Below are 12,414 nucleotides of genomic sequence, written 5' to 3' on the forward strand. Positions count from 1 at the left end.
AGAGCAGGTCAGCACGGAATTCGTATTTGGTTGTTGTTTGACAAAAGAGACTCTTTGCATTTCCCGCACCTTCCTTACTATTTAGATTTCGGAATAATTCAACAGTACCATTGACAATTTCCATTTGTCAATACCTTTCAACACAATTCAGATCGTTTGTTTTAATAAACAGCAATCGGGTAATGTACTATATACCACTCATCGAAATAAATGATGTGGTCTACTACCGGTTGTATATGATATAAAGCAAAGTATATCATCAGAACCCCACGGCAAAGTATATATAGAGAAACGGGCGTGCCAGGAGATGTTTTCCTGGCATTTTTTATTGTATGCACATATTGCCTGCCGTATGTATCACCCAACCAAAAGATGGGATAGCGCCCCCAATGCAGCAGCAATCAATACTACGAGCCAAGGAGCCATTTTGTAATACAGTAAAAGACCGAAAGCAATGATGGCGATTCCAAAATCCATGGCAGAACCGATTGAACTTGTAAACACGGGATCATACAGCGCAGCAAGCAAAATTCCGACGACTGCCGCATTCACTCCTTTCAAAGCCGCTTGAATACCGGGCTTCGAACGGATGGCGGACCAAAATGGCAATGTACCGATGACTAGCAGGAATGATGGCAGGAACATGGCGATCACCGCAACCGCAGCTCCAGACGGTCCATTCATCAGTTGCCCCAAATAACCGGCCAACGTGAAGAGCGGTCCCGGTACAGCTTGTGCCGCCCCGTATCCCGCGATGAACGTCTCAGCGTCCATCCATCCTGCCGGAACGACTTCCCGTTCAAGCATCGGCAATACGACATGCCCACCGCCGAATACGATTGAACCGACCCGGTAGAAAATGTCGAAGATTGAGAGGAACGTATTTTCAATGAAAGACCTGATTGCCGGAACGCCGATTAGTAGCAGGAAAAAAATTGTCCATGCCGCCACACCCGTCTTCTTTCCGAATGAGAGATTGATCGATTCGGGCTTCGGTGCCTTTTCCTTCCGATATAGTGCATAACCGATGAATCCAGCCCCGACGATGATCGCGATTTGACCAACTGCCGTCGGAATCATTAAGGTTAAAACAGCCGCCACGAGGGCAAGCGTTATTCTCGGCCGATCGGGTGTCAACGACTTGCTCATCCCGACCAATGCATGTGCGACGACAGCGACTGCAACAATCTTTAATCCTTTAATCCAACCGATATCAAATGAAGCTGTCGAGGAAACTAGCCAGGCAAATGCCATTAACAGCAAAACCGACGGCAATGTGAAACCGATCCAAGAAAGGATTCCACCAAGCAGCCCCCCGCGCATCAATCCGATTGCAATCCCGACTTGTGAGCTCGCGGGACCAGGCAGGAACTGGCATAATGCCACGATATCCGCATACATTTTATCGTCGAGCCACTTCTTTTTCTTCACATATTCATCCCGGAAATAACCGATATGAGCTGCAGGGCCTCCGAAAGACGTCAACCCGAGCAGCAATGATGTGCGCAAAATTTCCAGCGCATTTTTCTGCTTCTTCACAACTACACCTCCATATGTACTTCATCTATTATACAAGAAGTAAGCAATACCATTTGTTTTTTTCTTGTAAATAATTTATCATTATCTTAACTAACCATTTTAACTTTACAGGAGGTGTGTACTTTGTTCTACCCCTCATTCGGGTTCGGAACAAAGTAAACTTATTTGGAAATTGCCATACGATTGGCAGCATTTGCTGCCTTGATCGCACTCACCGCATTTTTTGTTGCGAGTGAATTTGCAATTGTGAAAGTACGAACAACACGGATCAACCAGCTTGTTGCGGAAGGGAATCGCCGGGCGATCACAGCAAAAAGAGTCATCAGCAATCTCGACGAATATTTATCGGCTTGTCAATTAGGCATAACGATAACTGCTTTAGGACTGGGGATGCTCGGTGAACCAACCGTAAAACTGCTTATGAAGCCGGTTTTCTCCCATTTTGAAATAGCCCCGCATGCTGGGACTATCCTTTCTTTCATCATCGCATTTACCGTCGTAACGTTTTTACATGTGGTAGTAGGTGAATTGGCTCCTAAAACAATTGCAATCCAGCGGGCGGAAGCCATTACGCTGGCAACAGCGAAACCGCTTGTTTTATTTTATGTCATCATGTTCCCAGTCATTAAAGGGATGAATGGATCAGCGCGCTCAATTATCCGTCTTTTCGGCTTCAAGCCGGCTTCCGAGTCGGATGTGGCCCATTCCGAGGACGAATTGAGACTTATTCTGACCGACAGCCTGAAGGGCGGGGAAATCAACCAATCGGAATATAAATTTGTCAATAAGATATTTGAATTCGATGATCGGGTCGCCAAAGAGATTATGGTACCGCGAACCGAAATGATGACGGTCGAGAAGGACATCACATTGCGGGAAATGTTTGAAATGATGGGTGTCGAGCAATTTACAAGATATCCTGTCACAGATGGAGATAAAGACCATGTCATCGGCTTGGTCAATATGAAGAATCTGTTGACTGCATTCATAAAAGATCCTACAACAGGAAATCAGCCTGTCAGTGAATATATGCAACCGATCATCCGAGTCATCGAAACGATGCCAATCGGCGACCTGTTACTGAAAATTCAACGTGAACGAATCCATATGGCGATTCTAATGGATGAATATGGTGGGACTTCCGGACTCGTGACAATCGAAGATATTTTAGAAGAGATTGTTGGAGAAATCCAAGACGAGTTTGATATGGACGAAGTGCCTGAAGTGCAAATGATCAATGAAAACCATTTTATTTTGGACGCAAAAATGTTGATTGAAAACGTTAACGACGTTCTTGATATCGACATCGATGAAGAAGATATCGACACAATTGGCGGTTGGTTCATGTCCGAACGTTTCGAGGCGGTTCCGGGTGAAAAGATCATTGAACAAGGTTATGAATTCACCGTGAAAGACGTGGAAGGACATCACATCCTCTACTTGGAAGCGATGAAAAATGAAAAAACGAACGGGTCAGCTGACTTACAGGTTGAATCTTAAAAAACATACAAACGGCATCTCCCTACTTTTGAAAGGGAGATGCCGTCTTTTATTCTCAAGAATCCTTCTTATACTCCACACGATACAAATCATGGCGGCGGTCCTTCAGCTGTTTCACTGTTCCGTCCTGGCGCTGGCGGCGTAAAATCTCGAGATCGACATCTCCGATAAGGACCATTTCCAAATTGGGATTCGTTTCTCCAACGATGCCATCACGCGCAAACTCGAAATCGGATGGAGAGAAGATGGCAGACTGTGCATATTGGATATCCATGTTTTCCGTTTGCGGCAAATTGCCGACCGTTCCGGAAATGACTGTGTAGATCTGATTTTCAATCGCACGGGCCTGCGCACAATAGCGGACGCGCAAATACCCCTGGCGATCTTCCGTACAGAAAGGAGTGAAGATGATATTCGCCCCTTTGTCCGTTGCAATTCTCGCGAGTTCCGGAAATTCGATGTCATAACAGACCTGGATGGCGATTTTCCCACAGTCCGTATCGAATACTTGGATTTCGTCCCCTTGGCTGATCCCCCACCATTTCCGTTCATTCGGCGTAATATGGATCTTGTATTGCTTCTCGATCGAGCCATCCCTTCTGAAAAGATAGGCGATGTTGTAAATCTCCTCATCTTCTTCCTCGACGAAATGGGACCCGCCAATAATATTCACATTGTACCGGACCGCAAGATTCGTGAACATTTCAATATACTGAGGTGTATACTCCGTCATCTTCCGAACCGCCCTGCTCGGAGAAGGCTCATCCAGGAAAGACATCAGCTGTGTCGTGAAGATTTCCGGGAAGACGACAAAATCCGAACCTGCATCGGACGCGACGTCCACAAAGTACTCACATTGATTGGCCATTTCCTCGAATGACGATATTTTCCTCATCAAATACTGAACAACGCAAATACGGACAGGGTAGCTTGTCTTATAATGCCGTTTAGTCGTCGCTTTATAATCGACGTTATTCCACTCCATCAACGTCGCATATTTTTTGGACGCTTTGTCATCCGGCAAATAATTTGGATTGATCCGCATGAGGGTGAAATCATTCAATATCTGGAAAGTGAGCACCGGGTCATAGATTTTATGACGTGTCACCGCCTCCACGTATTCCCTTGCCGACATCTCTGCTGCATACCGATGATAATTCGGTATCCTTCCCCCGATAATGATCGATTTCAGATTCAATCGTTGGACGAGCTCTTTCCTCGCTTCGTACAGCCGCTGTCCAACTTTCATCCTTCTGTATTCCGGATGGACCATCACTTCGATGCCGTATAGATTATATCCTTCGGGATTGTGGTTCGTAATATACCCCTTTGCGGAAATATCGTCCCACGTATGACGGTCATCGTATTCATCAAAATTGATGATCAGGCTCGAGCAGGAACCGATAATCTCACCATCCAGCTCAGCTACGAATTGCCCCTCCGGAAAGATGGACAGATGGCTTTTCAGATGCTCTTCTTCCCATGGATCCATGCCTGGGAAACAGACCTCCTGCATATTTACTATTTTTACAATGTCATCCTCTCTCATCTCTCGGATGATCATGCTCATTTCAAATGATGATAAATCAATTTCTTCACTCATCCATAGTTCACCCTTTCTACATAATATGTACCCATAATTGACTAGGAAAAGTCATGTAGTTCCGATTATTTTACATGAATACGCCCACACCGTATAATCAAAGAGGAATCTCAGAAACAGGAGTTGACATTATGCACAAACGGTTGGAAAATGGGCTTGTTTTCATTTTCACCATTTCCCTCATTGCAACACTCGGCTCTTTATACTTCTCTATTGTTCGAGGTTATGAACCTTGCACTCTATGCTGGTATCAACGCATCCTTATGTATCCGATCGTTTTGATGTCCGGTGTCGCTTTATACCAAAAAAACGCAAAAATCGCGTTGACGACAGCTGTTTTTGCAATTGTCGGCGGTTCCATTTCGCTTTACCATTATGGAATCCAGAAACTGAGTTTTCTGCAAGACAGCGCACCAGCTTGCGGAAATGTTTCCTGCACAGGCCAGTATGTGAACTATCTTGGATTCATCACAATTCCGTTCATGGCTTTGATGGCATTTGTGCTGATCCTCATTACAAGCCTCTTCTTATTGAAATGGCAAAAGGAGTCTAACTAAATTGAAGAAATTACTAGTCATCGGCGGTGTCATCGTCGCCATCTTCGCATTAATCATCGTGTTGAATAATCAATCCAACAAAGAAAAGTTGAAGGACAATCCATATGGGACTAAGCAACTTAAACAGTCTACTATCGACTTGCTCGGCAATAAAAATTACAGCAATATCATTCTTCCAGATGACCTTTACGCAAAAGTTACTTCTGGAGAATCAGTCACAGCTTATTTCTTCCACCCTGAGTGTCAATTTTGTCAGCAGATGACGCCAATGCTTATGCCAATTGCAAAAGAAAAAGGAATTCATGTATATCAATTCAATATGCAGGAGTTCGAGAAGGAAGCCCAGCCGTACGGCATTACATCATGGCCGACATTAATCCATTATGAAGATGGTAAAGAAGTTGCCCGCTCCGAAGGCTTGCCGAAAGAAAATCCCGAGGAACATATCCGCGCCTTCTTCGATGCATACGGTGAGCAATGATGGAAAGAGCGAATGTATCCTTCCGATACCAGATACAACGGGATGGATTGACAATTGAAGAGCTTCTAAGGGATGAATGGAAGGCCGGCAAAAAGACCGTCCATCAAATGAGGATGGACAAGGCAGTAACGGATACAGCCGGACAACCTTTCGAATGGCGAACGCCCCTGGAGACAGGGACGGAACTCGTCTTTCATTTCAAAGACGCCGTATCATCATACAAAGCGGATGATCATGTTGAAGTTTCCGTACTTTACGAGGATGAACATCTACTTGCGGCTTTGAAACCTGCCGACATCGCCACCCATCCAGATGAACATGATGAAGGCGGGACTTTCATGAATGCCATCATGGCATATGTTGAAAGAAGCGGAGGAGCGTATGCAGAGCATATCAATCGACTCGACAAAGGTACTGCCGGAATTGTTCTTGTTGCGAAACATCCGATTGCAAAAGCACTTTTTGATCGGATGATTGAGGAACGTGCTATTACACGCATCTATCACGCAGAAGTCGATGGACGTTTAAAACGGATGAGAGGGACGCTTCAATATCCGATTGGACGGGACCGCCATCATCCGACGAGACGCCGAGTCTCCCCAGGCGGGCAGGATGCCATCACCCGCTACCGCGTCATTGAACGGGACGATGAGTCGACAGTTGTTGAAGCAAGTCTTGAAACAGGCAGGACTCATCAAATCCGAGTTCATTTTTCACACATTGGGCATCCCGTCACAGGTGACACACTCTATGGCGGAAGCGAAACCGAAGATGGAAACTATCGTTTGGTTGCAAAGAAAGTTTCATTTAAGCATCCATTTACAGAAGAGCAGACAACAATAGAAGTCATATAAAAAAACCCGCGGAGTCAAATTCCGCGGGTTTTTCATATGACTCTATTCACACTTCATCGAATTTCTCTGGATTTGTCCCCGTTCTCTCATCACGGTTCAAGGCATCAATTTTCATCATATCCTCAGGTGTCAACTCGAAGTCTTTCACGTCGATATTCGACTTTATTCTAGCCGGAGTCACCGATTTGGGAATGACCACCAATCCATGTTGCAGATGCCACTTAATAATGACTTGTGCCGGCGTCTTGCCATATGTTAACCCGATCTGCTGCAACGTAGGCTCATCCATGAGTCCACCTCTCGCCAGTGGCGACCAGGAAGTGACAACGATGCCATGTTCAGTGCAAAATTCCCGCAATGGCTCCTGTGTAAGACGCGGATGCAATTCAATCTGATTCACCATCGGCTTCACATTGGCAACGTTGAAAACCTTCTCCAGATGGTGGATATGATGATTGGACACTCCAGTGGCCCTGATCAGCTTCTCTTCATAGAGCCGCTCAATTGCACGGTATGTATCCACAAATGTATCTGCTACCGGCCAATGGGTCAAATACAGATCCAAATAATCCATACCAAGTCTCTCCAAAGAAGCTTCGAATGCTTTCAATGTTGCGTCATACCCTTGATCAGTGTTCCATACTTTTGAAGTGATGAACAGCTGCTCCCTCGGAATGCCCGATTGCCGGATTGCCTCGCCTGTCTCTGTCTCATTCTCGTAAATTGCAGCAGTATCGATAGCCCGATAGCCAACTTCCAATGCATATGAAATCGCCCTGATTGTCTCATCTGAATCAGTCATCTTGTAAACGCCGAGGCCAAGCTGAGGCATTTCCACACCGTTCGATAGAGTCATCTTGTCGTCAAAATAATGCATTCCGTTCCCCTCCTATACAGTTTGTATACATTTATTGTACCCGTATTCCATAATTTTGACGAATAATGCCAGCCATTTGTTAATCAGAATGACACAATTTTTCAGTTCGGTCATTTCAATTTAATATTTATTAGGGTATACTATGTGAAGGACTAATGATTTTACAGGAGGTACATTTGATGAATCTTATCCTTATTCTAGCCGTTACCTTTGCATTCCTCTCGGCGATTTTCACAGGTGGATATGAAGACAAACCTGGTAAAGTGAAAAAATAAGAACTACTAAAAACGGGACATGCCTTAAATGGCAGTCCCGTTTTTTTATGTCAAATCTAAAAATGATTGTTGCCGCAGGGCTTCGTAAATCAGAATAGCGGCTGTGTTGGATAGGTTGAGCGATCTGATATGATCATTCATCGGGATGCGCAGGCAAGTATCGATGTTCTGTTCAATCACTTCGTCAGGCAACCCGGTCGTCTCTTTCCCGAAAACGAAAAAGACATCCTTTGAAGGATCCGAATAATCAAAGTCCGAGTAGGTCCTTTCCCCGAATTTTGTAATGAAGAAAAACTGCGCTTCCGGATAAGCGTCAAGAAACTCCTGTATATTTTCATGATACGTAATATCGACATATTGCCAATAATCCAGTCCTGCACGCTTGAGCATTTTATCTTCGGTGGAAAATCCCAGCGGCTTTATCAAATGCAGTTTCGTTCCTGTCCCCGCACATGTACGGGCGATATTCCCAGTATTCGCAGGAATCAAGGGTTCAAATAATGCGACATGTATCGCCATTTCAGCACTTCCTTCAATTAGTCTCCAATACATTTTCCATCTCGAGACGCACGTCGGGATCCTCTTCCTTCTGTATCGCCAATTCAATTGCTGCGATACCGTCGCTCGTTCCAATTTGTCCGAGTGCCCATGCGGCAGTCCCGCGAATAAGCGGCCGTTGATCGTTTACAAGCAGATCTGTCAAAGTCGGCACGGCCGTCTCGTCTTTGAAGTGTGCAAGCGCAAGGATGGCATTCCGCTGTATCGGATTCTTGCCTCTCCAAGAACCTGACATATGCCCGTACGTCTCCTTGAATTCCCGATTCGACAACCTGAGCATCGGCACAAGCAGTGGCTTTGCCAGTTCGGGCTCCGGCTGAAATGCAGGCTGATGAAGATTGTACATCCCTTTGTTTTTCGGACAAACAGTTTGGCATGTGTCGCAGCCATATACCCGGTTACCGATTTTCGCACGAAACTCCTCGGGAACCGGTTTTTTCGTCTGTGTCAAAAAGGCGATGCATCGTTGGGCATTAAGCTGCCCTCCTTGAATCAAAGCCCCTGTAGGACACGCATCCAAACAGAGTGTGCAATCCCCACATTGGTCTTCCATCGGAATATCGGGTTCAAACGGGATATTTGTAATCATCTCTCCGAGGTAGACATACGAACCGAATTCCGGTGTGATGACAGAACAGTTTTTACCGGACCAGCCGATTCCCGCCCGAACCGCGACAGCCCGGTCGACAAGCTCCCCTGTGTCCACCATCGAACGCATTTGAGCATTCGGCATCATATCGGAAATAAACGTTTCGAGCAGTTGCAACTTTTCGCGAAGGACATGATGATAATCCATTCCCCAAGATGCCCTTGCGAAGATGCCACGTCGTTCCCCCTTCTTCCCTCTTGGCGAATCTGTCATTTTGGATGGGTATGCGACTGCTATTGAGATGATGCTTTCAGCACGATCAAGCAACATGACAGGCTCCGTACGTTTTTCAACATCACTTTCCTCGAAACCGGATTGAAAGCCCAACTCCTGTTGACGCCGCAAACGATTTTTTAATTCTAGAAAAGGGGCTGCGGTCGTAAAGCCGATTTTATCGATGCCGATCGTAGCTGCATATTCTTTTATTGACGACTGTAGCTGAGCGACATTCACAACGTTCCGCCTCCTTTATGTTAGGATTGAAAATAAAAGACGACAAAGGTGATAAAAATGAAACTAACTATAGATGAAAAACTATTTCAACAGGTGCCCGGATTGAAATTGGGCATTATCCATTATAACAAAATTACAGTGTCGGAATCTCCTCAAATGCTAAAAGGAAGACTACAATTATTCCAGGAACAGCTTTACTTCGAATTGGACACCAAACCTTTCAACGATTTTCCAGGCATCAAAGAATGGAGGGAGACGTGGAAAGCGCTTGGAGCAGACCCTAATCGATACCGACCTTCTGTGGAAGCCCTTTACCGAAGGATCAAAAAGCAGAATTACTTGCATACCATCCATACTGCGGTTGACCTCAATACGTTCTTCTCTCTTCAGTATGAAATTCCGGCAGGCATCTACGACTTGGCTAAGGTTGTAGGCGATGTCCAATTGACCCTTGGGGGGGAGGACGACGGTTATGACGGGTTGAATGGCCGCTTTAACTCATTGAACCACATACTTCAAGTAAAAGATGATTACAGCCCTTTCGGCAGTCCTTATGTAGATTCCATCAGAACGGCCGTCACCGATGAGACAACGGATGCCCTCCATATCCTATTCATCCGTCCTTCAATGGCCAAGGAAGAGGCCCTGCAACTGTCTACGGCATGTGGCAAGATGTTCACGTCCATCAGCGGCGGAGAAGCCTCTTGTTATCTGGCGGATAAAGAGAATCCTTCTATTCTAATGAACGGAACTGGTCCCTTCCAACTGTGATAACTTGTGTCCAAACAGCAATACATTCTCATTCCATAGAAAACGCTCCTTTCCGTGAAATCGGAAGGAGCGTTTTTACGTTTAAACGAGAATCCCTAATTGGTAAAGAGAAAAGATGCAACCTGGGTTGCATCTTTTCAATGTGGATACCCGAGGCCGGACTTGAACCGGCACGCCTCGCGGCATCGCATTTTGAGTGCGACGTGTCTGCCATTCCACCACTCGGGCATAATAACAATTTGCTTACAGCATACATGAAAGTTGGAGGCGGCAACCGGAATCGAACCGGTGGTAAGGGTGTTGCAGACCCGTGCCTTACCGCTTGGCTATGCCGCCGTAAGAAAGTTGGAGCGGAAGACGGGATTCGAACCCGCGACCCCGACCTTGGCAAGGTCGTATTCTACCACTGAACTACTTCCGCAAACTGGGGTAGCTGGATTCGAACCAACGAATGACGGAGTCAAAGTCCGTTGCCTTACCGCTTGGCTATACCCCAAAAAACAAATGGGGCGGACGAGGGGAATCGAACCCCCGAATGTCGGAACCACAATCCGATGCGTTAACCACTTCGCCACGACCGCCATGATAATTATATATATTTTTCAATTGTATACTGCATAGAATGGGGCGGACGAGGGGAATCGAACCCCCGAGTGTCGGAACCACAATCCGATGCGTTAACCACTTCGCCACGACCGCCATGAAATTTAGCTTAAACAGAAATGGCAGGGGCAGTAGGAATCGAACCCACACCAAAGGTTTTGGAGACCTCTATTCTACCGTTAAACTATGCCCCTGTATAATGGTGGTGGGGGACGGATTCGAACCGCCGAACCCGGAGGGAGCGGATTTACAGTCCGCCGCGTTTAGCCACTTCGCTACCCCACCAAGAAAAGCATATGCCGGCGATAGGAGTCGAACCCACGACCTACTGATTACAAGTCAGTTGCTCTACCAACTGAGCTACACCGGCATAATATAAAAAATGGTGGCTCAGGACGGAATCGAACCGCCGACACAAGGATTTTCAGTCCTTTGCTCTACCGACTGAGCTACTGAGCCACATAAAAATGGCGGTCCCGACCGGGATCGAACCGGCGATCTCCTGCGTGACAGGCAGGCATGTTAACCGCTACACCACGGGACCATTTGGTTGCGGGGGCAGGATTTGAACCTGCGACCTTCGGGTTATGAGCCCGACGAGCTGCCACTGCTCCACCCCGCGATAATGATAATACTTACTATTTAATGTTTGCTACGCTATTTGCATAAGGGACACCTTACGCTTCGCTGTCGGTGTTACTCGCATACGTTGCTATGCTCGTTGCTCCACCCCGCGATAATACTAATTATGAAATATATGGTGGAGGATGACGGGTTCGAACCGCCGACCCCCTGCTTGTAAGGCAGGTGCTCTCCCAGCTGAGCTAATCCTCCAGTTAAAATTGCGATAAGCTTCGCACTACTGCGTCAGCTTCAATCGTTCAGTCAGTCACGTACCGTTGTACGCTCCTTCCCTCTCTCAATCGCTTCCTTGTCCTGCTCGCTTCTCCCAATTTTAACGGGAGCTGCGCTGAATCTAAGTTTTTAAAAATGGTGACCCCTACGGGATTCGAACCCGTGTTACCGCCGTGAAAGGGCGGTGTCTTAACCGCTTGACCAAGGGGCCATATGTGGAATATAAAACTGGCGGAGAGCAAGGGATTTGAACCCTTGATACGCGGTTAGCGTATACACGATTTCCAATCGTGCTCCTTCGGCCACTCGGACAGCTCTCCAATTGGCTCCGCAGGTAGGACTCGAACCTACGACCGATCGGTTAACAGCCGATTGCTCTACCACTGAGCTACTGCGGAATAGTACTGTAATAAGGACTTAATATCTTATTACGATCATTTTAGAAATGACAGCCCAGCGACGTCTTACTCTCACAGGGGGAAGCCCCCTACTACCATCAGCGCTGAAGAGCTTAACTTCCGTGTTCGGTATGGGAACGGGTGTGACCTCTTCGCCATCATCACTGGACTATTTTTTCCACAAGACAAGATTTATTATATCATATCTGGTGAATAAAGCAAGCGTTTTTTCAAAATAAATAATTTTGTTCGCTCAAAACCGGATAAAACCAACATTGATGCTGAACTTCAAGTTCAACCGTACTTAAATAACTTTAAGGTTAAGTCCTCGATCGATTAGTATCCGTCAGCTGCACGTGTCGCCACGCTTCCACCCCGGACCTATCCACCTCATCTTCTTTGAGGGATCTTACTTACTTGCGTAATGGGAAATCTCATCTT

Annotated in this window: 10 protein-coding genes, 16 tRNA genes and 2 rRNA genes; 5 read left to right on the forward strand and 23 right to left on the reverse strand. The window is 46.2% G+C overall.

Annotated elements, in window-relative coordinates; translation table 11 throughout:
* Positions 1-357: 357 nt before the first annotated feature.
* Positions 358-1,539, reverse strand: a complete 1,182-nt coding sequence (chrA, locus tag M3191_RS17085; protein WP_251701562.1) for a chromate efflux transporter — start codon at positions 1,537-1,539, stop codon at positions 358-360.
* 165 nt (positions 1,540-1,704) lie between these two features.
* Between chrA and M3191_RS17090 the strand changes: the two genes are divergently transcribed.
* A complete protein-coding gene (locus M3191_RS17090; protein ID WP_251701563.1) occupies positions 1,705-3,039 on the forward strand; it encodes a hemolysin family protein in 1,335 nt (444 codons plus the stop codon).
* A gap of 55 nt (positions 3,040-3,094) precedes the next feature.
* On the opposite strand, the gene M3191_RS17095 is transcribed toward M3191_RS17090, so the two are convergent.
* The gene (locus M3191_RS17095) at positions 3,095-4,642 is read right to left on the reverse strand and encodes a carbon-nitrogen hydrolase family protein (protein WP_251701564.1); all 1,548 of its coding nucleotides are present in this window, start codon (positions 4,640-4,642) and stop codon (positions 3,095-3,097) included.
* 131 nt (positions 4,643-4,773) lie between these two features.
* Between M3191_RS17095 and M3191_RS17100 the strand changes: the two genes are divergently transcribed.
* The 3 genes from M3191_RS17100 to M3191_RS17110 are packed head-to-tail and all read left to right on the forward strand — an operon-like array spanning position 4,774 to position 6,534.
* Positions 4,774-5,199, forward strand: coding sequence for a disulfide oxidoreductase (locus M3191_RS17100; RefSeq protein WP_251701565.1), 426 nt, complete (start codon positions 4,774-4,776; stop codon positions 5,197-5,199).
* 1 nt (position 5,200) lies between these two features.
* Positions 5,201-5,680: a thioredoxin family protein gene (locus M3191_RS17105; RefSeq protein ID WP_251701566.1), complete on the forward strand. Its 480-nt coding sequence runs from the start codon at positions 5,201-5,203 to the stop codon at positions 5,678-5,680.
* Positions 5,680-6,534 carry an RluA family pseudouridine synthase gene (locus tag M3191_RS17110; protein ID WP_251701567.1) on the forward strand — a complete coding sequence of 285 codons (855 nt, stop codon included), beginning with the start codon at positions 5,680-5,682 and terminating at the stop codon, positions 6,532-6,534. Before M3191_RS17105 ends, M3191_RS17110 begins: the two co-directional genes overlap by 1 nt.
* A gap of 46 nt (positions 6,535-6,580) precedes the next feature.
* Here M3191_RS17110 and M3191_RS17115 read toward each other — a convergent pair whose 3' ends face one another.
* The 3 genes from M3191_RS17115 to queG form a co-directional block, all read right to left on the reverse strand.
* A complete protein-coding gene (locus tag M3191_RS17115) occupies positions 6,581-7,411 on the reverse strand; it encodes an aldo/keto reductase (protein WP_251701568.1) in 831 nt (276 codons plus the stop codon).
* Positions 7,412-7,731: 320 nt separating this feature from the next.
* Entirely contained in the window at positions 7,732-8,205 is a 474-nt protein-coding gene (trmL, locus tag M3191_RS17120; protein ID WP_251701569.1) for a tRNA (uridine(34)/cytosine(34)/5-carboxymethylaminomethyluridine(34)-2'-O)-methyltransferase TrmL, read from the reverse strand.
* Positions 8,206-8,218: 13 nt separating this feature from the next.
* Positions 8,219-9,346: a tRNA epoxyqueuosine(34) reductase QueG gene (queG, locus tag M3191_RS17125; protein ID WP_251697015.1), complete on the reverse strand. Its 1,128-nt coding sequence runs from the start codon at positions 9,344-9,346 to the stop codon at positions 8,219-8,221.
* Between the two features lie 57 nt (positions 9,347-9,403).
* Between queG and M3191_RS17130 the strand changes: the two genes are divergently transcribed.
* Positions 9,404-10,117, forward strand: a complete 714-nt coding sequence (locus tag M3191_RS17130) for a B3/B4 domain-containing protein (protein ID WP_251701570.1) — start codon at positions 9,404-9,406, stop codon at positions 10,115-10,117.
* Between the two features lie 147 nt (positions 10,118-10,264).
* Here M3191_RS17130 and M3191_RS17135 read toward each other — a convergent pair.
* The 18 genes from M3191_RS17135 to M3191_RS17220 all read right to left on the reverse strand — a co-directional run.
* Positions 10,265-10,345, reverse strand: a tRNA-Leu gene (locus M3191_RS17135).
* Positions 10,346-10,379: 34 nt separating this feature from the next.
* Positions 10,380-10,453: transfer RNA gene (locus M3191_RS17140), tRNA-Cys, on the reverse strand.
* Between the two features lie 10 nt (positions 10,454-10,463).
* Positions 10,464-10,538, reverse strand: a tRNA-Gly gene (locus tag M3191_RS17145).
* Positions 10,539-10,541: 3 nt separating this feature from the next.
* A tRNA-Gln gene (locus M3191_RS17150) sits at positions 10,542-10,613 on the reverse strand.
* A 9-nt stretch (positions 10,614-10,622) separates the two neighbouring features.
* A tRNA-His gene (locus tag M3191_RS17155) sits at positions 10,623-10,698 on the reverse strand.
* 42 nt (positions 10,699-10,740) lie between these two features.
* Positions 10,741-10,816 (reverse strand) — tRNA-His (locus M3191_RS17160).
* A 24-nt stretch (positions 10,817-10,840) separates the two neighbouring features.
* Positions 10,841-10,914 (reverse strand) — tRNA-Trp (locus tag M3191_RS17165).
* Between the two features lie 6 nt (positions 10,915-10,920).
* Positions 10,921-11,005, reverse strand: a tRNA-Tyr gene (locus M3191_RS17170).
* A 12-nt stretch (positions 11,006-11,017) separates the two neighbouring features.
* A tRNA-Thr gene (locus M3191_RS17175) sits at positions 11,018-11,090 on the reverse strand.
* Positions 11,091-11,103: 13 nt separating this feature from the next.
* Positions 11,104-11,179, reverse strand: a tRNA-Phe gene (locus tag M3191_RS17180).
* Between the two features lie 9 nt (positions 11,180-11,188).
* Positions 11,189-11,264: transfer RNA gene (locus M3191_RS17185), tRNA-Asp, on the reverse strand.
* A gap of 3 nt (positions 11,265-11,267) precedes the next feature.
* Positions 11,268-11,342, reverse strand: a tRNA-Met gene (locus M3191_RS17190).
* A 136-nt stretch (positions 11,343-11,478) separates the two neighbouring features.
* Positions 11,479-11,554: transfer RNA gene (locus M3191_RS17195), tRNA-Val, on the reverse strand.
* A gap of 157 nt (positions 11,555-11,711) precedes the next feature.
* Positions 11,712-11,786, reverse strand: a tRNA-Glu gene (locus M3191_RS17200).
* A gap of 18 nt (positions 11,787-11,804) precedes the next feature.
* Positions 11,805-11,895 (reverse strand) — tRNA-Ser (locus tag M3191_RS17205).
* A 3-nt stretch (positions 11,896-11,898) separates the two neighbouring features.
* Positions 11,899-11,973: transfer RNA gene (locus tag M3191_RS17210), tRNA-Asn, on the reverse strand.
* Positions 11,974-12,026: 53 nt separating this feature from the next.
* Positions 12,027-12,142 (reverse strand): 5S ribosomal RNA (rrf, locus tag M3191_RS17215).
* A 147-nt stretch (positions 12,143-12,289) separates the two neighbouring features.
* Positions 12,290-12,414, reverse strand: a 23S ribosomal RNA gene (locus M3191_RS17220); the annotation flags it as partial.

The organism is Sporosarcina luteola (assembly GCF_023715535.1).
Classification (GTDB): domain Bacteria; phylum Bacillota; class Bacilli; order Bacillales_A; family Planococcaceae; genus Sporosarcina; species Sporosarcina luteola_B.

Bases quoted from the DNA above. Each gene is read 5' to 3' on its own strand.
- M3191_RS17095 (WP_251701564.1), bottom strand. From the start codon at position 4,642: ATGAGTGAAGAAATTGATTTATCATCATTTGAAATGAGCATGATCATC.
- M3191_RS17100 (WP_251701565.1), top strand. From the start codon at position 4,774: ATGCACAAACGGTTGGAAAATGGGCTTGTTTTCATTTTCACCATTTCC.
- M3191_RS17110 (WP_251701567.1), top strand. From the start codon at position 5,680: ATGGAAAGAGCGAATGTATCCTTCCGATACCAGATACAACGGGATGGA.
- M3191_RS17115 (WP_251701568.1), bottom strand. From the start codon at position 7,411: ATGCATTATTTTGACGACAAGATGACTCTATCGAACGGTGTGGAAATG.
- trmL (WP_251701569.1), bottom strand. From the start codon at position 8,205: ATGGCGATACATGTCGCATTATTTGAACCCTTGATTCCTGCGAATACT.
- M3191_RS17130 (WP_251701570.1), top strand. From the start codon at position 9,404: ATGAAACTAACTATAGATGAAAAACTATTTCAACAGGTGCCCGGATTG.